We start from the raw sequence: 21,783 nt of genomic DNA, 5'->3' as shown, positions 1-21,783 counted from the left end.
GAATCCACTGGCGCAAACGCCGTTTACGGTTTATTTCAAAATATCGCGCCATGACATGCGCGTGTTTTGCAAGTGGAAACCGTGAACAACAAGGGGAGATGCGATGGCGTGGTCTTTGCAAAGAGCTTTCAATAACGCCGGGAACGGCGCCAACGCCGCCGGAGTGTGCGAGGCCGCGGTCTGCCTGTGGCTCAAGCACATCCAGGACCGCGTAGGCAAACGCAACTGGGGCAGCAGCGCCGGCGACTACCTGCCCACCACCCAACAGGCGGACGCGCTTTACCAGCAGTTCGACAACGGCGCCTATCTGTTCCGCTTCGCCTCCTACCTGGAGCAGCGGGTCTATCCCTCGGTGGCCGCCCACAATCGGGTGGGAGACGCCAATCACGCTGAAACCTTCGGCCTCACCTTCTGCCACTACTGCAACAACTCCCACGGCGCCAGCGCCCAAGCCTGGCAAGACATCATCGAAAATCGGATGGTGCGCGGCGACGCGCTGTTCCTCAACCTGATGCATAACGGCGGCGCTTCCGGCCACGCCGTCGGCGTCTACAAGGGCAGCGACTACATCTGGGTGTTCGATCCCAATAGCGGGCTCTACCGCGGCAATGTCAGCGCCGGCTGCTGCAGCGCGGCGGACTTGTTCCGCGCGGCGCAATACCTGTCCGGGCTGACTACCGGCTACTGGAACGAGACGGTTTACTACGGGCTGCATATGCGGGCCTGAGCCGAGCGCCGCGTAAGGCCGCGGCGCGCGGGCGGGTGAGCGAAATTTGATAGCAGGGAAACAGGGGTTTACTCACTATCGAAACCATTCGCTTCATCATCCCGCTCGTTTCAGCCCATGACCACACTCAATCTCAATACTTTCGTCCAGGCGGCCAGGCTTGGCGGCAGAGTCGTCGTCAATGAAAAGACGCCTGAACCCACGGTGACCGTCGCCAGCCAAGGCTTCAAGGGTCGGCTCTATGCCTGCCTGTCCCAACTACCGCTGCTGAAAAACCTGGAAGCCGTCAAAAGCTATAGCCAGCGCGTACAGGCTGAAAACCAAACCGCTCTGGGCGTCTTCATCAACACGCTCTCCCGGCGTTATGGCCAGGAAAGCGCCCAAGCGGCGCTGGACAGCATGGGCCGGCTCCAGGGCGCGCCGCTCAAGCAGCGGGTGGTGGAGCAACTGATTGCCGTGGCCGAACGCTTTCATGGCCAGGGCGACGCCAAGCCCTTGGCGCGGCAAGTCGTATTCCGCTCTTGGGAATGCAAGGGCATGGATCATCCCGGCCACGCCTCCGTCACCATCAAGAACAAAATCGATGTGAACGCCAATAAGCATGTGCAGGAGCACATCAGCTGGTGGCCGTTTAGCGACGCCCAGGGCGGGCAAATCGGCCGTCTGTTTGGCCAGCGGCAGGGAGGTTCCCTGAGCAGCTACCGGGAGGACAAGCAAGAAGAGGTTTCCAGCCGAACCGCGCAGAAACTCAGCGACGGCGAAGACGCGCGTCAGCAACTGGGTACCGCGGGTTATAAAGCCGCCAGCCAGGACCTGATGGCCAAAGCCCAGTACTACCCCCGCGCGGAACAAAAACGCACGCGGGACGGCGGCTGGGGCGTCAGCGCCCGCAAAGTCTATCTGCCGATGATGGGACGCAATAAAGAAGTGGCCGCCAGCGGCAAAACCGCAAAATTCGTATTGTTCGGCCTCAATGAAAAAGCCATCCTCCACGAGGCTCGCCACGTCAAGCAAGAAGCCGCCGAAGGCCGGATTGGCTATACCCTGGCCAGCACTGAGGAAAACTGCGCCTCCATGGCGCTGCGCATGCTACGCGCCGGCGGCGCGGAAAACTTCGTGCCGTTCAGCGCCAGCTGGGTCACCGAAGACCCCAACAAGGCCCATGCCTATGCCGAGCGCCTGCAAGCCAGGATGGACAGCCTCAACCGCCAGGTCGCCGACATCGGCGAGCGTTGCAGCGGCATGCTGCAACAGCCCGGCGTCAAAGCGGAATGGGACGTTTTCCTCAATCAGGGCCGCATGGGCGAACTCAAGAGAGAAATCAGCCAGCTCAAGCAGCAAATCAACAAGGAAAGAAGACCGGAAGCCCAAGCCGTGCAACGCCAAGCGTTGAAGGAGCGCAATGCTCAGCAGGTCTTTCGCATCGGCACCCACTTCGAACAATTGGCCGTCGGCAGAGCTGACGCCCTGGCGCTGGTCAAGGCCATGCGTGAAGGCGCCCCCAATATAGACGACGACGCGGCCGCCCTCACCCGTAAAACCGCCGGTCTGGTGGAGGCGTTGCACCACTATCTGGAGAGTCATCCCCAAGGCGCGGAGCAACTGAACCTGGCCGCCCACGCCATGATCAAACGCAGCGAAGAGCTGATAGGCCTCGCCATTCAATGAGCGCCGCGAACCGTTGCCGGTCCGCTCACAAGGTATCTTCATGGACAAAAACGCAGAACTTCTAGACAGCCTGGGCCGCGCCATCGGCATGGAACTTACGCTGGACTCGCACGGGCAATGTTTCCTGTTGCTGGACCAGCGGTTGATGCTCTCTATTCGCAGCCTGCCCGACAGTCTCATCCTGTACGGCATGCTGGGTGAATTCAGCGCCAACGGCAGTGCCGGGTTCTGGCAACAAGCGCTGGTCCTTAATCTGACGCTGGCCGAGGCCGGCGAGGGCAGCTTGGCGTTTGACGACAGCACCGGAGCCGTCATGCTGGTCAAACACTTGCCCAGCGATACGCTATCGTCCCATGATTTCATCGAAGCCGTGGACCGATTCGCCGCCCGCTTGGAACAGCTGATCGCCTCGTTGGGAGAGATGGAAAGCTTCGATGCGCCCACCGGCTTGCGTTGCTGATTGAGGAAGTCTACCCCCAGGCTTCCTCCTGCTCTTGACCCCACCCGCCACAGCGGCAACAATCCGCCTTGTGCCGCGCAATGGCGGCATCGGGAGTGCAAACCTGAATAGTAAGGAACACGCGTTGCAAACCGCGCGCGTGCCAACCATCGCGCCGCGTTGCGCGGCCACGATGGTGACGGCTGTACGCCAATCCCTTACGTTCTAGTCTGTTCCCATAGTGATGGGTTCAGAGAACTACATGGGCAAATGAAATCAGAGTCGCATTTTTCATTTTCATGTGGTCTTGGCGCTGAACTGCGCAAGTTCAGCGACAGGCTTTGCTCAGGAGCTTGTATATGAATCCATTTTTTCCCCCGCGCCGCCGCTACAAAGGCGCCTCAAGAGAAGCCGTCGAAACTCTGTTGCCCTTCGTCAGCTTCATCCCCGACCGCACTTATCCCCATTACTGGCAGATCGAGCCCAGCTACGACTCTTATCCACAGGCCTGCGCCGACGGCCGCGAATACGCCGCCCATCTGCTGCAATGGCTGAAGGACAATCCGCTGTTGGTCGGCTCCGGCCTGCTCGGTCGCATCGCCCGCGACATCGACTTCGCCAATGCGCAGCAGCGCGGCGTTTGGGTGGCCTTCTTCAACCATCTGGAACGTGTTCTATCTCTGGGGCTGCGCGGCTTGGACGTGTTCGCCCATGTCGATGGCCAGCACGACTACCACCGGGCGGTGGAGGCGAGTTTTGAGCTGGAGGGGAAGGTAAGGAAGGCTTAAGTCAAGCCAAGAAGTGAGAAGCCCGGCGGTGCCGGGCTTCAACATTCTGGGCGGGAGCATATTCAGCGCTTGTCCTGCTTGGGGGGCTTGAGGTTGGTCTGTGGGCGTGTGTTGGAGTTGGTGGTCTGAGAGCGGCTGGAGACCAGAGCCTGTTTCCAGGCGGGCCAAGTGTCAATGCTCTTCCCTGCGGAGCTGAGAACTAGTAGCAGCTCTTCGGTGCGGTTCTTACTCATCTTGTCCTCCTTGGCTAAGCTTGGCGATTGTAAGCGTAAACTCGTTCGCTGCGATAGTTTCTTTCTCTATATAGCTGAATGGCTGCATTTGCATACGTAACGTGGGAGCTTCGTCTCCTGGCCACGTTACAGCCGTACCATCCCGATTCTTCCTCTGTATTGGTTGGCCATCGCTGATATGCATTGAGAATAGATCAAAAAATCGTCGTGGGCCAACACCAATGAAGGGTTCGAAAACAACTTTTTCTTCTCCATCTGCACTATTTTCACTTATCGAGTCTTTATGAAAATTAATAGCCTTGCTTTTAGGGTAAGGTTCAACATAAACCACTCGTTTAATTCCAGAGGCTACTATATGCTTGGCACAATTATGGCAAGGAAAGGTGGTGCAGTATAGAGTGGCTCCAATTATAGAAGTTCCATTGCGAGCGCAAGCTAAAATCGCATCCATTTCAGCATGTACAACCCGACCATATTCTGTAATGTCTCTTATTTTTGATTTATTTAGAATTTCTCTTATTTCAGTGATTTGAGTTTCGTTAAAGTCATTGCCTAGTTTTCCAATAATGTCTACAATAATTTCTTGTTTTTCTTTTGAATTTGAGTCATGGCCAATCATGAAGTCACGCCCATCCATGCTATCGATAACTTGACCATTTTTATCTATCTCTGGCCAATAAACACCGCCATTAGCTTTGGGTACATCATTGGCACCTGTAGAGATGATGCAGTTTTTGCTAGTAATCACAGCCCCCACTTGCCTAGATAAATCGCCAGATCTGAGCGCGGAAGAGAAGGCCATGAACATACTAAACTCATCAAAGGTGGGCGTTTTGAAGGGGGCTCCAAAAATAATATCAACAATCCGCGCAATACTATTGGTTATCATGTCCTCATGACCGTCATCACTGATAAAAAAATCAGATAAGTGAAACGCATCTCTGGTTTTTTGGCCATAGTCTTCGCTTTCGTCTTCGTCCCGTTGAATCAGTTCTTCTGCTTGTGATGGAGTCATTGGTTTTCGAATGAGACTTGCAAGACGCCTTTCTTTACTTGTATGTATGGAAATACAATAAAATCCTGTCTGATAAATTTCCCGTAGCCGCTTGATCTCTTCTGGGGTTTTGAGTTGATTAATAATGAAGGCCATTTTTCCTATGGCGGCATTGTTAAAATTATTTTTTCTACGCTTGTAGATCATGGCCGATGCACCATTGGCCAAGACTGCTTTGTTTTGGGTGGATGAACGAGTTATGTTTCCCTTGTTCATATAAGAGGAAATACGTTCAAATGCAGACTCGGGTTCTTCTTCTGTGAATAGAGGCTTTATGACTTCCTTAGAAATTCTGACTTCTTCAGAGCGGTACTTATATAAGCGCAATCTCTCTTGAAGAGGTGTGATGACTTTTCGCAAGTCGGTACCCACTGCTCCAACCAGAGCAATCACCAATTCGGAGTCTCGAAATTTAATAATGTCGGTCACACTGTTCTCCAAGATATTTTCCCGCTTGCTCCTCGCTGGGGTTACGCCACCCCCACGCTTCCATGCGTCAAAAACCCCGGCCGTTGAATCAGCCGTTGATAATAGGCGTGCGCATGCGGCAGCTCCGGCTTGTCGAAAGGCGTCAGCTGCCAGCGGTGGATGGATAGGCCGAGCACGATGTCGGCCAGGGTGAAATCGTCGCCGCAGATATAGGGCGTATCCTGTGAAGCCAGCTGGCGATCCAGAATGGTCATATAGTGGCCCCATTGCTGGATGCTGGCCTGGATCCGCGCCGGGTCCTGGTGTTCCGGGCTGTGGCGGCTGAGGCCGTGGAAGGCGTAGCCCCAGGAGCCGTTCAGCTCGGTGGCCTGCCAGTCCATCCATTTTTCCACCTGGGCGCGGCTGCGCGGATCGGCGGGCAGCAAGTGGCTGGCCCGGCGCGAGTCGGCCAGGTAGCGGCAGATGGTGTTGGATTCCCACAGCACCAGGCCGTCGTCCACCACTGTCGGAATCAGCGCATTGGGGTTGAGCGCCAGGAATTCCGGGCTGCTGGCGGACTGGAAGCCGCGGCCCCAGTCTTCGCGTTGGTAGTCGATGCCGATTTCATGACAGGTCCACAGCACTTTGCGGACGTTGATGGAACTGGTGCGGCCCAGGATGCGCAGCATGGAAATCTCCGGCGATGAGGTGGGAATAAGCCGGATCAGTGTAGTCCCGCCGTGGGCGGGCATGCCATTGAAATGGCGAATTGTGGCGGGGATGCGCCAGCTTGGCCGGAAGCCGCGGGATCGGGCTTGGCAAGCGCAAGGCCCTTGTCATATCATGGCTGTCGATTTGGGCCGATAGCTCAGCTGGGAGAGCGCTGCGTTCGCAATGCAGAGGTCGGGAGTTCGATCCTCCTTCGGTCCACCATCTCCTCCTTCTTTTCCCCCGTATTCTCCTTATGCCGGCCCCTGCCGCGCGAAAAACCGCGCCGGCGAATCGCCGAAGGCGCGTCGGAACATCGCGATGAAGTTGCTGGGCGAGGCATAGCCCAAGTCGTCGGCCACCACGGCCACGGCGACGCCGCGCGCCAGCATTTCCATGCCGCGTATCAGCAGCGCCTGTTGCCGCCATTGTCCAAAACTCATGCCGGTCTGCGCCTGAATGTGGCGGCGCAAGGTGCGCGGCGACATCGCCGCCGCGTCCGCGCAGTCGGCCAGCGCGTGTTTGCCGGCGGGCTCGGTCAGCAGGCGATGGGCCAGTTCCGCGAGGCGCGGATGTTCCGGTATCGGCAGGCAGAGCGCCTGCTGCGGCGCTTGCCGCAGCTCGTCCAGCAGCACCGCGGCGATGCGTTCCTGCTCCGGCCGCCATTGCGCGTAATCCGTCCAGGTCACCGCGCGGCGCACCGCGGCGCGCATCAGTTCGGTGATCGCCAGCACCTGCGGCTGCGGATTCAGCGTCCGGCTCCAGTCCGGGCTCAGCAGCAGGCTCCAGCCGGTCAGCGCGCCGCTGACGCGCACCCGGTGCGGGACGCCGGGCGGAATCCAGCCGGCGCGGTGCGGCGGCAGGACCCAGGCGCCGCGCGGGGTGCGGATCTGGATCAGGCCGGTTTCCACGCATAGCAGCTGTCCGCGCGCATGGCTGTGCCAGTCGTATTCGCGGCTGCCCAGCCGGTAATCGCTGTCTTCCCGGTCGTTGCCGGGGACGGCGATCAGCGGCGGGCCGCCGGTCCATTCGCTGAGGTCCGGCGCGTCTTCCGGCGGCGTGATGTCGATCTTGGCCATTTTTCACCATTTGTTGGCAAAACAGCGTTATAGCAGCTTTGGCGGAGGCGCGCACAATCGTCGGCAAGGGTCGGGATGGCCGCCGGCGCGGCAGCGGTCCTGACCGGGTTTCCTCCTGATGAGCAAAGGACAAGCTATGCAATCTCTACGCATTGGCATCGTCGGCGCCGGCCTGGGCGGGCTGTGCCTGGCCCAGGGCCTGGCGCGCGCCGGCGTCGCCGCCACGCTGTTTGAACGCGACCAGGCCGCCGACAGCCGCTGGCAGGGTTATCGGCTGCGCATCGACGGCGATGGTCAGCAGGCCTTGCGGCAGGTCTTGACGCCGCGGCTGTTCGAGTTGTTCCGGCAAAGCTGCTCGCTGGGCGGCGACGATTGTTTCGTCGATCCGCAACTGCGCGCCTGGTCGGAACGCAAGCCGGCGCATTGGCGGCCGTCGGCGCAGGACGAGGACGCGGCGGAGCGCGATCTCAGCGCCAACCGCCAGACGCTGCGGGAAATCCTGAGCAGCGGCCTGGGGGACCGGATCCGCTGGGGGCACGCGCTGCGCGGTTTCAGGGAGACGTCCGGCGGCTTCTTGCTGGATTTCCAGGACCGGCCTGAGTTCGAGGTGGATGTGCTGATCGCCGCGGACGGGGTGGCGTCGACGGTGCGCCGGCAGTTGGCGCCGGACGGAGATCCAGCGGATGAGGGCGCGGTGGTGCTTTACGGCCTTACGCCGCGGGACGCGCTGCCGTCCGAGGCGTTGACGCCGGAGTTGGGTCAGGGCGTGTGCGTGGTGTTCGGCGATGGCCTGACGGCGGTCATCGAGGCGATGCGTTTTCGCGCGCCCTTGCCGGAGTTGGCGCGGCGGCTGGCGCCGGAGGCGGCGCTGAGCCCGATGCTGGATTACTGGTATTGGGCCTGCGTGGCGCGGGCCGAGGATTTGGGCGGGGCTTTGCCGGCGGAGCGTTTGAGCAGCGATGCGCTGCGGGCGCGGGTGTTGCGGGCGACGCGCGGCTGGCACCCGCGTTTGCAGGCCGTTTTCGTCCATGGCGATCCGCAGTGCCTGGGCGCGCGCGCCATCCGCATGGCGGCCGAGGTGCCGGCCTGGCGGTGCGAGCGGGTGGCCTTGCTGGGCGACGCGGCGCACGCGATGAGCCCGGCCGGCGGGCTGGGCGCCAATACCGCGCTCTGCGACGGCACGGAACTGGCGCGGGCTTTGGCGCCGACGGGCACGGCGGCCGAGGCGGCGGCGGCGCTGCGCGTTTGGGAGCGGGACATGCGGCGTCGAGCCGAGCGCGCGCTGCGGGCCTCGCGCGAGGGCAGCGCGCGCTTGCTGCAAAGAACGGCCTTGTGAGACGCGGCCGCCGCCATGGCTTGGCGGCGGCGGGCCTTACTTGCCGTTTTTGATGATGTGCTCGATATTGCGCTCGGCCAACGCTGAGATGGTCAAGGAGGGATTGACCGCGCCGGCGCTGCCGGGCAGCAGCGCGCCGTCCATCACGTACAGGCCGGGATGGCCGATGACGCGGCCCCAGGCGTCGGTGGCCTTGCCTATCACCGCGCCGCCCAGCGGATGCGCGGTCCAGTTCATGCCGGTGACGCCGGCTATGATTCCTGGAAAGCCCGGGACGGTGCGGGTGGCCGCGGCGATTTTATCGTTCACCGTCTTGGCCGCGGCCACGCTGTCGCGGTTGCCGTTCTTCGGCCAGTTCAGCTCCACGCGGTCGGTGGTCGGGTTATAGCTGAAATGCCCGCGATTGCTTTGATCGAAGGCCATGCCCAGCGAACCGATCACCGTGGTCAGGTCCAGCGGCAAGCCCGGCACGTACCAGTTTTCCAGGGTGAGCGGCAGCCCGCTGTTCGAGTCGTGGATGCGGGAGGCGCTGGGCGTGCCTTGGGTGGCCAGCGATATCGTGCTGAAGCTGCGCGTGACGATGGTGTCGCCGTTGCTGCCCCAGCCTTGGCCTATGTGTTCGTTGAGATTGCGCAAAGTGCCCTGCGCCCGCGCCTTGACCAGCAGTTCCGAGCTGCCGATGGAGCCGGCGGCGAGAAAGAGCCGGTCGCAGTTGAGCCGGTAGCGGTCCAGTTGCCGGCCGTCGGGCGCGCGTTTGACCACGTCGACCTCGTAGCGGCTGCCGTCCCAGGCGATGCTGAGCACCTCGTGGCCGGGATAGATCGCGGCGCGGCCGGTGGCCTGCGCCTGGGCCAGGTAGTTCTGGTTGAGGTCGAATTTGGCGCCGTTGGAGTTGCCGTGGTTGGACAAGCCCATGGTGGCGGAGGGCCAGGATTGCGTGCGCAGTTCTTGGCGGATCACGTCCCAGTTGAAGATGGAGTCGTTGGCCGTGGTGGTGTAGCCGGCCTTGCGTACCTGGGCGTCCCAGACGCGGGAATGGTGGAAGGGAATGCTGTTGTAGATGTCCGTCGGCATGGCGTCCAAGCGCAGCATTTGCCGGACCCTGGGGTAGTAGGTCTGGTTCATTTCCGCATAGCTGACCCAATGGCCGAACAGGGCTTCGAAATAACGCTGTTCCGGCTGAATCATCACTCCGGTGAACACCACCGATCCGCCGCCGACGCAGGCGCCGCGCCAGACGTTCATATTCGGGTAATCGGTTGAATCCAGCACTCCGCCGAAGGAGTCGAAATACTTGTTCACGCCTATCAGCATCTTGGCCTGGCGGCGATGCCAGAACGCGCGCCCGTCCGGGAAGGTGTCGTTGGAGAAGATGTCGCGTTTCGGGCCCTTGGGCCAGCGGTGACCGCGTTCCAGCACCGTGACTTGCTGGCCGGCCAGGGCCAGACGCAGCGCTGAGATGGCACCGCCAAAGCCGGAGCCTATCACCAGATTGGGGGTGTAGGCGGGCGGACGCGGCACGGGCTGGAACAGTTCGGGAATCAGCCGCTGGTATTTGGCCAGCTGGAAAGCGCTTGAGCCGAGGAAGGCGGAGGCGGGCGCCGGCAGGATCAGGCCTGCGGCGCCCGCGCTCGCGCCCAGCAAGAGCTGGCGTCGGTTCAGCTGCGCGGCGAGCGGGGAGGAGTGTTCATTGTCCGGGAGGTAAGCCATGGAATCGCCCTTTCTTGTGGAAGAGCCTATTCAAAGCCCGCTGTGCGTCGTGAGGCGTTGCACGGCGAGTCGCGCTTCTCGCTCCGCCGTTTTCATCTTGTCTCGCCCTTGCTCGCTAGGTTTTGACCGGGCTCTAAGCAGCCATTTCGGCTAAACAATTTGCTTATTAAGTAAGCGGGTAGATTCTTGTCTAGCCATGAGAGTGGGCGATACTGTCATTTATGACAATTATTTAATTGACATTAAATCATTTTTGAAACAATTAAGTTGATAATAAGCCATCAAGCCGCAGTGTCGGGCTTGGTTTCAGAACCCTGCGGCGGGCGCGGTCCCAGCCAGCCCGGCCGCCGCAGCGGCGCGGACCGGCTCGCCAAACCGTTTAGGCCGTGGCTTCAAACGCCGGAGGGTAGCTGACGCTGCCGGAAGGCAGCGGCGCGCCCAAGCTTTGCGCCATGAAGTATTCGGCCGGCACGCCCGGCAAAATCAGGCCTGGCCGCGCTTGGAAGCCGAAGCGCGCGTAGTAGCCGGGATCGCCCAACACCACGCAGCCCGACGTGCCCAGCTCGCGCAGCGCGGCCAGCGCCTGTTTCATCAGCAGGCTGCCTATGCCCTGGCCCTGTCGTTCCGGATGCACGGACAGCGGGCCGATGCCGTGCCAGCCGGCGGCGCCGGAGGAGACGAGCACCGGCGAGGCGGCGATGTGGCCCAGCAGACGTTCGCCGTCCAGCGCCACGATGGAAAGCGTGAGCTGGCCGCTGCGGCGCAGCGCGTTGACGATGAAGTGCTCGGTGTGGCTGGAGTGTTCTTCGGCGAGGAAGGCGGCCCGGGTCAGTTCGAAAATGGCGTCGATGTCGCGGTCTTGTTCGTTTCTCAGCATGAGAGTCATAGCGTTCTCCTGGCGCGCCAGCGCGGCCGCCGCTTTTGCGCGGCTGCGCGGCGGCGGTGTCATTGGTTGTCGAGTTGGCCGCGCACGGCGCGCAGGCCGGCCTTATTGATTTGGTAAGGCTGGCCGTTCTTGGAGCTGATCAGGCGTTTGGTCCTGAGCTTCTGGAACACGAGCAGGGTGCAGTCGGACAGCAGATACCCTTCACGGGTATAGCATTCCACGGTGAAGATACGGCCCGCGTCGTCGCGCAGGTGCGCGATGCGGCCGCCTTTGGCCAGGACGTGCAACGTCCTTTGCTCCGGCTTGGAGATATTCATATTGGATGATCATTCGGCAATCAAATGCGAAAACGGGCAGCCGCCGCGATGCGGGCGCTACCAGCTCAGGGGCATTTTGATAACGGCCAGCCGGGAAACCGGGCGGCGTTATCGGATTGCTGCAATCTCCAACATGCAAAGCCTTTGCGAGGATAAAGAAGGGCGCTCATCAAGATGAGCAGGTCAAAATTCTAAGCGGATAGCTAAGTAAAATCAACAGTCTGCGCGCTCAGCGCCAATTCCAGCTGACAATCGAAAGGCTCCAGCGCCAGTTGCGGCGCGTACAGCCAGCGAGCGGGCGCGCAGCCGCAGGCTTCGTAGAAGTCTACGGTTTCAACGGCGGAATGCGAGGAGATGTAGAGCGCGTCCGCGCCCAGCGCCCGGCCGGCGGCGGCCGCCGCCGCCAGCAACGCCCGCCCCAGCCCTCGGCCGCGCCAGCGGCGGTCCACTTGCAGTTCTTTCAGTTGCCGGTAGCCGCCGTCCGGGCCCAGCGCTTGCGGGTCGATGGCGGCGAAGCCGGCCAGGCCGCCGTCCATGTCCAGCGCCAACACCGCGCCGTCGGCGGCGATGCGCGCCAGTTCCCGCGTCAGCTCGCGTCGTTCCGCTGGGGACCAGTCGTCGATGAAGGGCTCGGCCACGCATTGCCGGCCATCGGTTCCGGCGCGATAGACCAGATCAACATCCTGACGGCGCTGGAAGGCGTCCAGCCAGTTGGCGGGGATGTCGCGCGGGCTCAGCCGGCGGATGGGCGGTGCAGACGGGCGGATGGACATGGCGCGGATGAGGATGGCAAGAACGGAATTATCTCAGAAGCTGTTCAAAGTCCGCTGCGCTTTGTGAGACGCGGCGCGGCGAGCGCGCTGGGGCCGGATGGTTTTGGCGCCGGCTCCGGAAACGCGGCGTGTAAGCCGTTGATATCCTATTTGAATTTTATCTATCAATCATGCATATTGATAGATAAAACGAATTAATCGATTCAATTATTTCAATTTTCACAGATATTAACAGAATGTTAGGATTCATAAAAATCAAAGGCATAGCGTAGCCCCGCCGCGCCGAATAAGGGTTTGCAAGAGCTTGCCCTGTTCGAGCGCGGCGTGTCGCGAGCGGAGTGCCTGAATGCAGTGACAAGCCAGCGCCGCCGGCGGAGCCGCGTCGCGCCCCTGGACCGAACCGCGGCCGGCCATGGGTTTTCGGCGGGAATGCGCGTCTTCGCGTTTATCCCGCCCTAAGCCTGGAGCCGGCGGCGGGCTTGCCTGCAAAGACTTGCCTTACGTGAATTCCATCAATCTGAAGAATGTGGTCTGTGAAATGAGTAATAAAGCATCTGAAGCAAAGCGTTTGTCCTCACCCTCTCTGGCCTTGAGCGCATTGAGCCTGGCCGTGGCCTGTTCCTGGTCCGCCTTGGCGAGCGCCGACACGATCTCCAGCGTCGGCAGCAATAATGTCTACGGCGCGGGTTCGGTGGACCCGGCGGTGGCGAGCAACAGCAATAACTCCATCTATGGCGTGGGCGCCGGCAGCAATATGAACGGCACCAACAACTCGGCCTTTGGCGCCGCCGCCGGCGTGAATGTGACGGGGAGTTACAACACCTCGATCGGTCAGAACGCGGGCACCAATGTGCAGGGCAACAATAACGCTTTCATGGGCAACGACTCCGGCTACAACGTGACCGGCGACGCCAACGTGGGCACCGGCATCAACACCATCCGCAACGTCACCGGCACCGGCAACACCGGCAGCGGGGCCAATGCGGCCCAAGACATCCAGGGCGATTTCAACGCCGGCCTGGGCAACAACTCCAACCGCAACGTCACCGGCAGCTACAACACCAGCAGCGGCACCTTCTCCGGCTGGAACATCAAGGGCAGCAACAATACCGCCAACGGCGCGAATGCCGGCAGCAATGTCACGGGGGACAACAATACCGCGGTGGGCAGCTATGCCGGGCGCGGCGTGACCGGCAGCGGCAATTTCGCCGCCGGCAACCAGGCCGGCCAGAATGTGTCCGGCAGCAATAATGTGGCCATCGGCAATCATGCCGGTTCCAACACCAATGCCAGCAATGCGGTGGCGGTGGGCGACAATGCCGCCGCCAACGCCAACAATGCGCTGGCGCTGGGCAGCAACGCCCAGGCCAGCAACGTCAACGACGTCGCCTTGGGCGCCAACAGCCGGACCGCGGCGGCCAATCCCACCGCCAGCGGCGTGGTGGACGGCGTAACCTACAGCTACGCCGGCGCGGCCCCTTCCAGCGTGGTGAGCGTGGGCAGCGCGGGCAATGAGCGTCAAATCAGCAATGTCGCCGCCGGCCGGGTGAGCGGGACCAGCACCGACGCAGTGAACGGCAGCCAGCTGAACGCGACCAACCAGGCGGTGCAGCGGGTGAGCGCCAAGGTGGACAACGCCGGCGCCGGAACCGCGGCGGCCTTGGGCGGCGGCGCGTCCTACAATGCTCAGACCGGCGCGGTGAACGGTCCGAACTACACCGTTTACGGCAATACCGTGAACAATGTCGGCGATGCGATCGACCGGCTGCAGAAAAGCGGGCCGGTGCAGTATTCCGATCCCAGCGGCCGGACGACGACGACAAGCGCCGGCAACGACGTCACCCTGGTGGGCGGGGACGGCGGCAGGCCGGTGACCATCCACAATGTGGCGGCGGGCGCGCAGGGCACGGACGCGGTGAACGTGGACCAGCTGAATGCGGCCAACTTCAACAATCAGCAGCAATTCAAGCAGCTCAGGTCCGATCTGTCCGATACGCGCCGCGACGCGCTGGGCGCGGCGGCCGGCGCGATGGCGATGGCCGGCCTGCCGCAGGCATTCCTGCCCGGCAAGAGCATGTTGGCCGTGGCCACGGCCACCACCGGCGGCGAGTCCGCCATCGCGGTGGGCTTGTCTTCGCTGTCCGACAATGGCCGCTGGGTGGTGAAGTTCTCCGGCTCCACCAATACCCGCGGTCAGGGCGGCGCCAGCCTGGGCGCGGGCTTTCAGTGGTAAGCGGCAGGCAAGATCAATCAGCTGATAGTGAATGAGAGAGATGATGAAACAAGTTATATTCGGCGGCGCTTTCCGCTGCCTGCTGCTGGCGGCCGCCGGCGCGGCCTTGATGGGTTGCGGCAGCAGCCGCCTGAGCAAGATCACCGACGACGGCCGTCTGGCCGAACAGGCCAGTCCGGTCTGGCCCGGCATTGAAGACAACAGCTGGCAGCCGGAAGGCAGCGTGCCCAATCCGGACAATCTGGCCAAGGTGCAGCCGGGCCTGAGCAAGGAACAGGTTTACGGCCTGATCGGCCGCCCGCATTTCGCCGAAGGGATGATCGATGTGCGGGAGTGGGATTATGTGCTGAATCTGAGCCCCAGGGACGGCGGGCCAGCCCGGGCTTGTCAGTACAAGCTGCTGTTCGACAAGCGGATGAAGCTGGCTTCGGTGATCTGGCGGCAGGAAGCCTGCGCCAAGATCGCATCCTAAAGTCTGATCCGACGCCGGAACCACGAAACGAAGCGCCTTGACCGGCGTTTCGTTTTTTTTTGCGCACAGTCCTTGCTGAGCGCGGCGCAAAAAAACGCGCGGCCCAGAGGCCGCGCGTTGCTTGCAGGGATGAACCGCGCTTATTTCAGATCGAAGCGGTCCAGATTCATCACCTTGTTCCAGGCGGCGACGAAGTCGCGGACAAACTTCTGCTGCGCATCGTTTTGAGCGTAGACCTCGGCCAGCGCCCGCAGCTGCGAGTTGGAGCCAAACACCAGGTCCACCCGGCTGCCGGTCCACTTGAGCGCGCCGGTTTTGCGGTCGCGGCCTTCGTACAGCTCATTGGCGCTGGAAGCCGGCTGCCAGGCCACGTTCATATCGAGCAGGTTGACGAAGAAGTCGTTGCTCAATACGCCCGGACGAGCGGTGAACACGCCGTGCGGCGCTTGATCCGCATTGGCACCCAGCACGCGCAGGCCGCCCACCAGCACGGTCATTTCCGGCGCGCTCAGCGTCAGCAGCTGGGCTTTGTCCACCAGCAGCGCCTCCGCGGGCAAGGAATAAGCCTGTTTCTGATAATTGCGGAAACCGTCCGCCTGCGGCTCCAGCACGCTGAAGGATTCCACGTCGGTCTGTTCCTGGCTGGCGTCGGTCCGGCCCGGCGCAAACGGCACGCTGACCTTGTGGCCGCCGGCCTGGGCGGCCGCTTCCACCGCCGCGCCGCCGGCCAGTACGATCAGGTCGGCCAGCGACACTTGCTTGCCGCCGCTCTGCGCGGCGTTGAAGTCCTGGCGGATGGCTTCCAGCGCTTTCAGCACGCGGGCCAATTGCGCCGGCTGGTTCACCGCCCAGTCTTTTTGCGGGGCCAGGCGGATGCGGGCGCCGTTGGCGCCGCCGCGCTTGTCCGATCCGCGGAAGCTGGAGGCGGAGGCCCAGGCGGTGGACACCAGTTCGCTGACCGACAGGCCGGAGGCCAACACTTTGGCCTTGAGCGCGGCGATGTCCGCGTCGTTGATCAGCGGTTGACAGGCCGCCGGCAGCGGGTCTTGCCAGATCAGATCTTCGGCCGGCACTTCCGGCCCCAGGTAGCGGGCCTTGGGCCCCATATCGCGGTGGGTCAGCTTGAACCAGGCGCGGGCGAAGGCGTCGGCGAAGGCGGCCGGGTTTTGATGGAAGCGGCGGGCGATGGGCTCGTAGATCGGGTCGAAGCGCAGCGACAGATCGGCAGTGGTCATCATCGGCGGGTGTTTCTTCGCCGGGTTGTGAGCGTCCGGGATCAGGTGTTCCGGTTTGACGTTCTTGGCCACCCACTGATGGGCGCCGGCCGGGCTCTTGGTCAGTTCCCAGTCGTAGCCGAACAAGGTGTCGAAATAGCCGTTGTCCCACTGCGTCGGATTGGGTTTCCACGCGCCCTCGATGCCGCTGGTGGTGGTGTATTCGCCCTTGCCGTCGCCCAAGCGGTTGATCCAGCCCAGGCCTTGCGCTTCCAGCGGCGCGGCTTCCGGCTCCGGGCCCACCAAGGCCGGATCGCCGGCGCCGTGGGCTTTGCCGAAGGTATGGCCGCCGGCCACCAGGGCCACGGTTTCTTCATCGTTCATCGCCATGCGGGCGAAGGTTTCGCGCACGTCGCGGCCGGAAGCCAGCGGGTCCGGGTTGCCGTCCGGGCCTTCCGGGTTCACGTAGATCAAGCCCATCTGCACCGCGGCCAGCGGGTTGTCCAGCTGGCGGTCGCCGGAGTAGCGGCTGTTGGCCTCGGCGCTGGTGGCCAGCCATTTGGTTTCCGCGCCCCAGTAAACGTCTTCCTCCGGCTGCCAGATGTCCTGACGGCCGCCGCCGAAACCAAAGGTTTTGAAGCCCATGGATTCCAGCGCCACGTTGCCGGCCAGGATCATCAGGTCGGCCCAGGAAATCTGCTTGCCGTATTTTTGCTTGATCGGCCACAGCAGACGACGCGCCTTGTCCAGATTGCCGTTGTCCGGCCAGCTGTTGAGCGGAGCGAAGCGCTGATTGCCGGTGCCGGCGCCGCCGCGGCCGTCGGCGGTGCGGTAGGTGCCGGCGTCGTGCCAGGCCATGCGGATGAACAGGCCGCCGTAATGGCCCCAGTCGGCCGGCCACCAGTCCTGAGAGGTGGTCATCAGCGCCTTGAGGTCGTTTTTCAGCGTGGGGTAGTCCAGCTGTTGGAAGGCGGCGGGGTAGTCGAAGTCCGGGTCCAGCGGATTGGAGGCCGGGGCGTGCTGGTGCAGGATGTTGAGGTTGAGCTGGTTGGGCCACCAGTCGCGGTTGGATTGGGCGTTGACCACGGCCGGATTGCCGGTGGCGTGATGGAACGGGCACTTGGACGCGCTGCTCATGACAGACTCCTTAGGTCAAGGTGTTCAATGACTTGCTGGGATCAGCTTAGTGAAGCTTGCCGCGGGAAGCCATTGAGCAATTTCAATCAGCTCTATGGCTTCCGTCAATCAATCATGCTTTGGCGATAGTTAGTTCATTGGGCGCGCCGCATAGTTCCTGGGCTTGGGAATTAAGACGCGGCTTCAACGCCCTTGTCTACAATCCCGCGGAAGTACAGCGGACCCTGAGCAGGCTCTCCGAGCCTGTTCAAAGTCTCGCGAGCAAGGGCGAGACAAGGCGAAAACAGCTGAGGAAGCGGAATGTACGCGTGGTACATGAGCATTTCGAAGGTGTTTTCAACGTCGAATCGCTGAAGCGCAGCAGACTTTGAACAGGTTCTAAGGGTGTGAAAGGCGTGGGCGGATGGTTAGAGGACGCGCTCGCGCTCATGCGCCAGGAGCCAGGCCTTGCGCTCCAGCCCCCCGCCGTAGCCGGTGAGCGCGCCGTCTTTGCCCAGCACGCGGTGGCAGGGGACGATGATGGAGAGGCGGTTGGCGCCGTTGGCGGCGGCCACGGCGCGGACGGATTGCGGGCGGCCCAGCCTTGCGGCCTGTTCCTGATAGCTGCGGGTGCGGCCGTAGGGCACGCTCAGCAGCAATCGCCAGACCGCCTGCTGGAAGGCGGTGCCGGGCAGGTGCAGCGCCACGTCGAAATCGCGGCGCGAGCCGGCGAAGTACTCGCCGATCTCGCGTTCGGCCTGGCGCAATAGCGGGCTGTCGCCGTCGGCGATCTCGGCGGACAGCAGGCGGCGCAGCGCCGCCAGCTCCGCGTCCACGATGGGCCGGTCGGTGAACTCCAGCAGGCACAGGCCATCCTGGCTGGCGCAGGCGATCATGGTGCCGAGCGGGGTGTCGAAGCGGCGCAAGAGCAGCGGCCCGGCCTGGCGGGCGGCATGGACGTGAATCGCTTGGGGCATGGTTAAGCCGGCTTACTCGCCGTTGCCGGCCGCGTCCGGCTCGGCCGGCACCAGCTGCAGCAAGTCGCCCGGCTGGCAGTCCAGATACAGACAGATCGCCTCCAGGGTGGAGAGCCGGAAGCCCTTGACCTTGCCTTGCTTCAGCAGCGACAGGTTTTGCTCGGTGATGCCGATGGCCTGGGCCAGGTCCTTGGATTTGACCTTGCGCTGGACGAGCAGCATGTCCAGATGGATTTTGATGGGCATGTGTCGCTTTCAGATGAATTGCTTATTTTCGCACGCCAGCGCAATGCCTTCTCGCTGAATGCGCGCAATGATCATGACCACGGCGGCAATGAACAGGCTTTCCAGGTTTTCGGTGTGGAAGCTGACGGCGATCAGCCGCTGTCCCTCCGGCCGCATCATGGTCAGCCAGGCGCTGATCATCGGTTGGGAGACGAGGTCCGCCAGCACCCAGAGCGCCACGCTGGAGCCCACCTTGGATAATAAGGACGCGGAGCGTTCCGTAAAGTATTCCCTGCGCGCATAGAGCTTGAACAAGCGGTGCAAGGCATACAGGCCTTGGGCCAGGATCAGCAGCGGGATGCAAGACAGGACCGCGCCGCCGGCGCGTTGCCACAGCGGCAAGCTAGGGAGATCGAACTCGCTTGAGCCGTAAAACCCTCTGACGGTGTCAACCGTGACGGTCAAGCCGGCGTCGATGATGGACTTGGGAAAGAGCCAGAACAGGATGTCCAGCAGCAGCATGGCGCCAATGCCCAAGACGGTGATGTAGGCCATGGCGGCGCAATAGCGGCTCAATCGCGTGGAGTTCATGAGGGTTCCTTGTGACGGGTTGGAAAGACAATGAGGCCGGAATTACTAAAGTATCGCAAAACAATTATTTTTTATTGTAAAACGATCATTTTTTGCTGTGCAAGTTTGATTTGCATGCTGTTGCGGCAAGCACACGGCTCGGGCCCGCCGCCGTGCGGCGCGCGGTGAGCCCTCAAGCCTGGCTGGGCGCGGCTTTTGGATTGTTTGGAGGCGTGTTGCGTAGAATATACATATGGAACGACAAATTATTATCGTTTAACAATAATTAGTTTATGTAATACAGTCATCGTCTTTTGCGCGGAGGCGGACCGCCCTCGCGCGCTGTCTCAAACCCTGCCCAGCGTGTTTAGGCGCCGGAGCAAAGAAAGAGCCTGGACGATGAGCGATGCAAATCAAGCGAGCGGCGCGCCGGAGCCCCCGCCTGGGCGGGCGGCCGCATGGCCGGCGCCGGCCCGTGTTTAAGACCTTGGGCCGCGGCCGGCGCGCGCGCCTGCTGTGCGTCTTGCTGGTGTGGGGGCTGGCGGCCTGCAGAGGAGAGGGCGCCGGCTTGAGAGCGGCGATGTCGCGGCCGTTTCAGGCCTTGACCGCGCTGGCGCGCGGTCCGGCGGGTTCAGCGGTCTATCCGCGTGGTCATCAGGATGGCGGTGCTGGTGCGCTCCACGCCGTCCAGCGCGCCGATGCGGTCGATCAGCCCGTCCAGCTCGGCCACGCCGGCGGCCTCCACGCCGGCGATGAAGTCGTGGACGCCGCTGACCGAGTGCAGGGTGCGGACCTGGGGCAGCCGGCGCAAGGCGCTTTCAATCGACGGGCTCAGCCGCGGCTCGGCGGCGATCATCACCAGCGCGCGCACTTGGGCGGCGTCGTGAGCGGCGCTGGTGCGCACGCTGTAGCCCAGGATCACGCCGCCGCGCTCCAGTCTTTCGATGCGGCTTTGCACCGTGGTGCGGGACAGGCCCAGCCGGCGCGCCAGCTCCGCGGTGGGCGCGCGGGCGTTTTCGCGCAGCAGCGCGAGCAATTGCTGATCGGTGGCGTCCATGGCGGCTCCGTGCGGGGTGGGCGATTTGGCGCTATGCCGGACTTTTCGTCAATCCGATCAATAATATCCGACAGTTCGTCGCTATGCGCGCTGCAATTTGCCGAACTTGATTCGAGAATGAGGCTTCCCCTGAGACGAGGAGCGAAGCGATGCGGGATGCGATCATTGTGGGCGGCGGCCACAACGGCCTGGTGTGCGCCCATTACCTGGCGCGGGCCGGGCTGAAGGTGACAGTGCTGGAACGGCGCGGCGTGGTGGGCGGCGCGGCGGTGACCGAGGAATTCCATCCCGGCTTCCGCAACTCGGTGGCCGCCTACACGGTGTCGCTGCTCAATCCCAAGGTGAGCCGCGACATGGAGCTGGCGCGTCACGGCCTGAAGGTGGTGGAGCGGCCCTTGTCCAACTTCCTGCCGCTGGACGACGGGGGCTATCTGAAAGTGGGGCCGGGCCGCACCGCGGCCGAAGTGGCGCGTTTCTCGCGCCGCGACGCCGAGCGGTTGGACGATTACGCGCGGCATCTGGACGCCGCCGCCGAGCTGCTGCGCGAGCTGGTGCTGCAAACGCCGCCCAATGCGGTGGCGGGCGGCTGGCTGAACGCCTTGCCGGAGCTGCTCAAGGCCGGCCGGCTGGGGCGGCGGCTGGGCAAGCTGGAACGGGCGCAGCAACGCGAATTGCTGGACCTGTTCACCAAGTCCGCCGACGATTATCTGGACGGCTGGTTCGACAGCGATCCGATCAAGGCGGTTTACGGCTTCGACAGCGTGGTGGGCAACTACGCCAGCCCGTACGCGCCGGGTTCGGCCTATGTCCTGCTGCACCATGTGTTCGGCGAGGTCAACGGCCGCAAAGGCGCGTGGGGCCACGCGTTGGGCGGCATGGGCGCCATCACCCAGGCCATGGCCCGCTCGGCGCGCGAGCGCGGCGCGGAGATCCGCACCGACAGCGCGGTGCGCGAAGTGTTGCTGGACAAGGGCCGGGCGGTGGGCGTGGTGACGGACCGCGGCGAGCGGCTGGACGCGCGCGTGGTGGTGTCCAATCTCAATCCGCGGCTGCTCTACACCCAGTTGCTGGACCCGGCGGCGTTGCCGGCGGATTTCCTGCGTAGGATGCAGAGCTGGCGCTGCGGCTCCGGCACCTTCCGCATGAACGTGGCCCTATCCGAGCTGCCGGATTTCAGCTGTCTGCCGGGCAAGGCGCAGGCGGAGCACCATGGCAGCGGCATCATCATCGCGCCCAGCCTGGCCTATATGGAGCGCGCTTATCACGACGCGCGCGAACGCGGCTGGTCCGGCCGGCCCATCGTGGAAGTGCTGATCCCGTCCACGCTGGACCCGTCCTTGGCGCCGCCGGGCCAACACGTGGCCAGCCTGTTTTGCCAGCACGTGGCGCCGCAATTGCCGGACGGCGCCAGCTGGGACGATCACCGCGAGGAAGTGGCGGACCTGATGATAGACACCGTCGCCCGCTACGCGCCCAATTTCAAGGGCGCGGTGCTGGGGCGGCAGATCATGAGCCCGCTGGATCTGGAGCGCACCTTCGGCCTGGTGGGCGGCGACATTTTCCATGGCGCGCTGGGCCTGGATCAGCTGTTCTCGGCGCGGCCCATGCTGGGCCACGCCGATTACCGTGGCCCCATTCCCGGCCTGTACACCTGCGGCGCCGGCGCTCACCCCGGCGGCGGCGTCACCGGCGCGCCCGGCCACAACGCGGCGCGCGAGGTGCTGCGCGATCTGGGGCGCCGCATGGCCTGAGCGCCAGGCAAAAAAAAGCCCGCGGCGCGAGCCGACGGGCAA

General features: G+C 62.9%; 20 protein-coding genes and 1 tRNA gene. 9 read left to right on the top strand and 12 right to left on the bottom strand.

Annotated elements, in window-relative coordinates; genetic code table 11:
* Positions 1–103: 103 nt before the first annotated feature.
* From ACODRW_RS03710 to ACODRW_RS03695, 4 genes are all read left to right on the top strand, one after another.
* Complete coding sequence (locus tag ACODRW_RS03710) at positions 104–727, top strand: hypothetical protein (RefSeq protein ID WP_488905199.1); 624 nt, start codon at positions 104–106, stop codon at positions 725–727.
* A gap of 117 nt (positions 728–844) precedes the next feature.
* Positions 845–2,395: a type III secretion system effector BopA family protein gene (locus ACODRW_RS03705; RefSeq protein WP_488905198.1), complete on the top strand. Its 1,551-nt coding sequence runs from the start codon at positions 845–847 to the stop codon at positions 2,393–2,395.
* Positions 2,396–2,435: 40 nt separating this feature from the next.
* The gene (sicP, locus tag ACODRW_RS03700) at positions 2,436–2,855 is read left to right on the top strand and encodes a chaperone SicP (RefSeq protein ID WP_488905197.1); all 420 of its coding nucleotides are present in this window, start codon (positions 2,436–2,438) and stop codon (positions 2,853–2,855) included.
* Between the two features lie 338 nt (positions 2,856–3,193).
* Positions 3,194–3,622, top strand: coding sequence for a hypothetical protein (locus tag ACODRW_RS03695; protein WP_488905196.1), 429 nt, complete (start codon positions 3,194–3,196; stop codon positions 3,620–3,622).
* A 225-nt stretch (positions 3,623–3,847) separates the two neighbouring features.
* On the opposite strand, the gene ACODRW_RS03690 is transcribed toward ACODRW_RS03695, so the two are convergent.
* Together ACODRW_RS03690 and ACODRW_RS03685 are read right to left on the bottom strand one after the other, a co-directional pair.
* Positions 3,848–5,338 carry an anti-phage dCTP deaminase gene (locus ACODRW_RS03690; RefSeq protein WP_488905195.1) on the bottom strand — a complete coding sequence of 497 codons (1,491 nt, stop codon included), beginning with the start codon at positions 5,336–5,338 and terminating at the stop codon, positions 3,848–3,850.
* A gap of 41 nt (positions 5,339–5,379) precedes the next feature.
* Entirely contained in the window at positions 5,380–6,006 is a 627-nt protein-coding gene (locus ACODRW_RS03685) for a glutathione S-transferase family protein (RefSeq protein ID WP_488905194.1), read from the bottom strand.
* A 168-nt stretch (positions 6,007–6,174) separates the two neighbouring features.
* Between ACODRW_RS03685 and ACODRW_RS03680 the strand changes: the two genes are divergently transcribed.
* Positions 6,175–6,250: transfer RNA gene (locus ACODRW_RS03680), tRNA-Ala, on the top strand.
* Between the two features lie 29 nt (positions 6,251–6,279).
* Here ACODRW_RS03680 and ACODRW_RS03675 read toward each other — a convergent pair.
* Positions 6,280–7,104: an AraC family transcriptional regulator gene (locus tag ACODRW_RS03675; RefSeq protein ID WP_488905193.1), complete on the bottom strand. Its 825-nt coding sequence runs from the start codon at positions 7,102–7,104 to the stop codon at positions 6,280–6,282.
* 136 nt (positions 7,105–7,240) lie between these two features.
* On the opposite strand from ACODRW_RS03675, the gene ACODRW_RS03670 reads away from it, so the two are divergent.
* A complete protein-coding gene (locus ACODRW_RS03670; protein WP_488905192.1) occupies positions 7,241–8,440 on the top strand; it encodes an FAD-dependent oxidoreductase in 1,200 nt (399 codons plus the stop codon).
* Between the two features lie 36 nt (positions 8,441–8,476).
* On the opposite strand, the gene ACODRW_RS03665 is transcribed toward ACODRW_RS03670, so the two are convergent.
* The 4 genes from ACODRW_RS03665 to ACODRW_RS03650 all read right to left on the bottom strand — a co-directional run bounded on the left by ACODRW_RS03665 (position 8,477) and on the right by ACODRW_RS03650 (position 12,126).
* Entirely contained in the window at positions 8,477–10,150 is a 1,674-nt protein-coding gene (locus tag ACODRW_RS03665; protein WP_488905191.1) for a GMC oxidoreductase, read from the bottom strand.
* Positions 10,151–10,529: 379 nt separating this feature from the next.
* Positions 10,530–11,036, bottom strand: a complete 507-nt coding sequence (locus ACODRW_RS03660) for a GNAT family N-acetyltransferase (RefSeq protein WP_488905190.1) — start codon at positions 11,034–11,036, stop codon at positions 10,530–10,532.
* Positions 11,037–11,095: 59 nt separating this feature from the next.
* On the bottom strand, positions 11,096–11,353 hold the full coding sequence (locus ACODRW_RS03655) for a YjhX family toxin (protein WP_107801397.1): 258 nt from the start codon (positions 11,351–11,353) through the stop codon (positions 11,096–11,098).
* Between the two features lie 203 nt (positions 11,354–11,556).
* Positions 11,557–12,126, bottom strand: coding sequence for a GNAT family N-acetyltransferase (locus ACODRW_RS03650; RefSeq protein ID WP_488905189.1), 570 nt, complete (start codon positions 12,124–12,126; stop codon positions 11,557–11,559).
* 568 nt (positions 12,127–12,694) lie between these two features.
* On the opposite strand from ACODRW_RS03650, the gene ACODRW_RS03645 reads away from it, so the two are divergent.
* Both ACODRW_RS03645 and ACODRW_RS03640 read left to right on the top strand, forming a co-directional pair.
* The gene (locus ACODRW_RS03645) at positions 12,695–14,359 is read left to right on the top strand and encodes a YadA family autotransporter adhesin (protein WP_158274397.1); all 1,665 of its coding nucleotides are present in this window, start codon (positions 12,695–12,697) and stop codon (positions 14,357–14,359) included.
* Positions 14,360–14,402: 43 nt separating this feature from the next.
* Positions 14,403–14,831 (top strand): outer membrane protein assembly factor BamE, encoded by a 429-nt coding sequence (locus ACODRW_RS03640; protein ID WP_488905188.1) that lies wholly within the window; start codon positions 14,403–14,405, stop codon positions 14,829–14,831.
* A 140-nt stretch (positions 14,832–14,971) separates the two neighbouring features.
* On the opposite strand, the gene katG is transcribed toward ACODRW_RS03640, so the two are convergent.
* From katG to ACODRW_RS03615, 5 genes are all read right to left on the bottom strand, one after another.
* Positions 14,972–17,182 (bottom strand): catalase/peroxidase HPI, encoded by a 2,211-nt coding sequence (katG, locus tag ACODRW_RS03635; protein ID WP_488905187.1) that lies wholly within the window; start codon positions 17,180–17,182, stop codon positions 14,972–14,974.
* A gap of 407 nt (positions 17,183–17,589) precedes the next feature.
* A complete protein-coding gene (locus tag ACODRW_RS03630) occupies positions 17,590–18,138 on the bottom strand; it encodes a methylated-DNA--[protein]-cysteine S-methyltransferase (protein WP_107801403.1) in 549 nt (182 codons plus the stop codon).
* Between the two features lie 12 nt (positions 18,139–18,150).
* Positions 18,151–18,384, bottom strand: coding sequence for a helix-turn-helix domain-containing protein (locus ACODRW_RS03625; protein WP_107801404.1), 234 nt, complete (start codon positions 18,382–18,384; stop codon positions 18,151–18,153).
* Positions 18,385–18,393: 9 nt separating this feature from the next.
* Positions 18,394–18,954 carry a DUF2975 domain-containing protein gene (locus tag ACODRW_RS03620; protein WP_048415378.1) on the bottom strand — a complete coding sequence of 187 codons (561 nt, stop codon included), beginning with the start codon at positions 18,952–18,954 and terminating at the stop codon, positions 18,394–18,396.
* A 610-nt stretch (positions 18,955–19,564) separates the two neighbouring features.
* Entirely contained in the window at positions 19,565–19,990 is a 426-nt protein-coding gene (locus ACODRW_RS03615; protein WP_048415377.1) for an Lrp/AsnC family transcriptional regulator, read from the bottom strand.
* A gap of 149 nt (positions 19,991–20,139) precedes the next feature.
* Here ACODRW_RS03615 and ACODRW_RS03610 point away from each other — a divergent pair, with 149 nt between their 5' ends.
* Positions 20,140–21,741, top strand: a complete 1,602-nt coding sequence (locus tag ACODRW_RS03610; protein WP_488905186.1) for a phytoene desaturase family protein — start codon at positions 20,140–20,142, stop codon at positions 21,739–21,741.
* Positions 21,742–21,783: the final 42 nt, after the last annotated feature.

Source organism: Chromobacterium sp. FG89 (assembly GCF_057808735.1).
The sequence above is the reverse complement of the archived record's forward strand: the minus strand, read 5'-3'. Positions and strand labels throughout refer to the sequence as shown.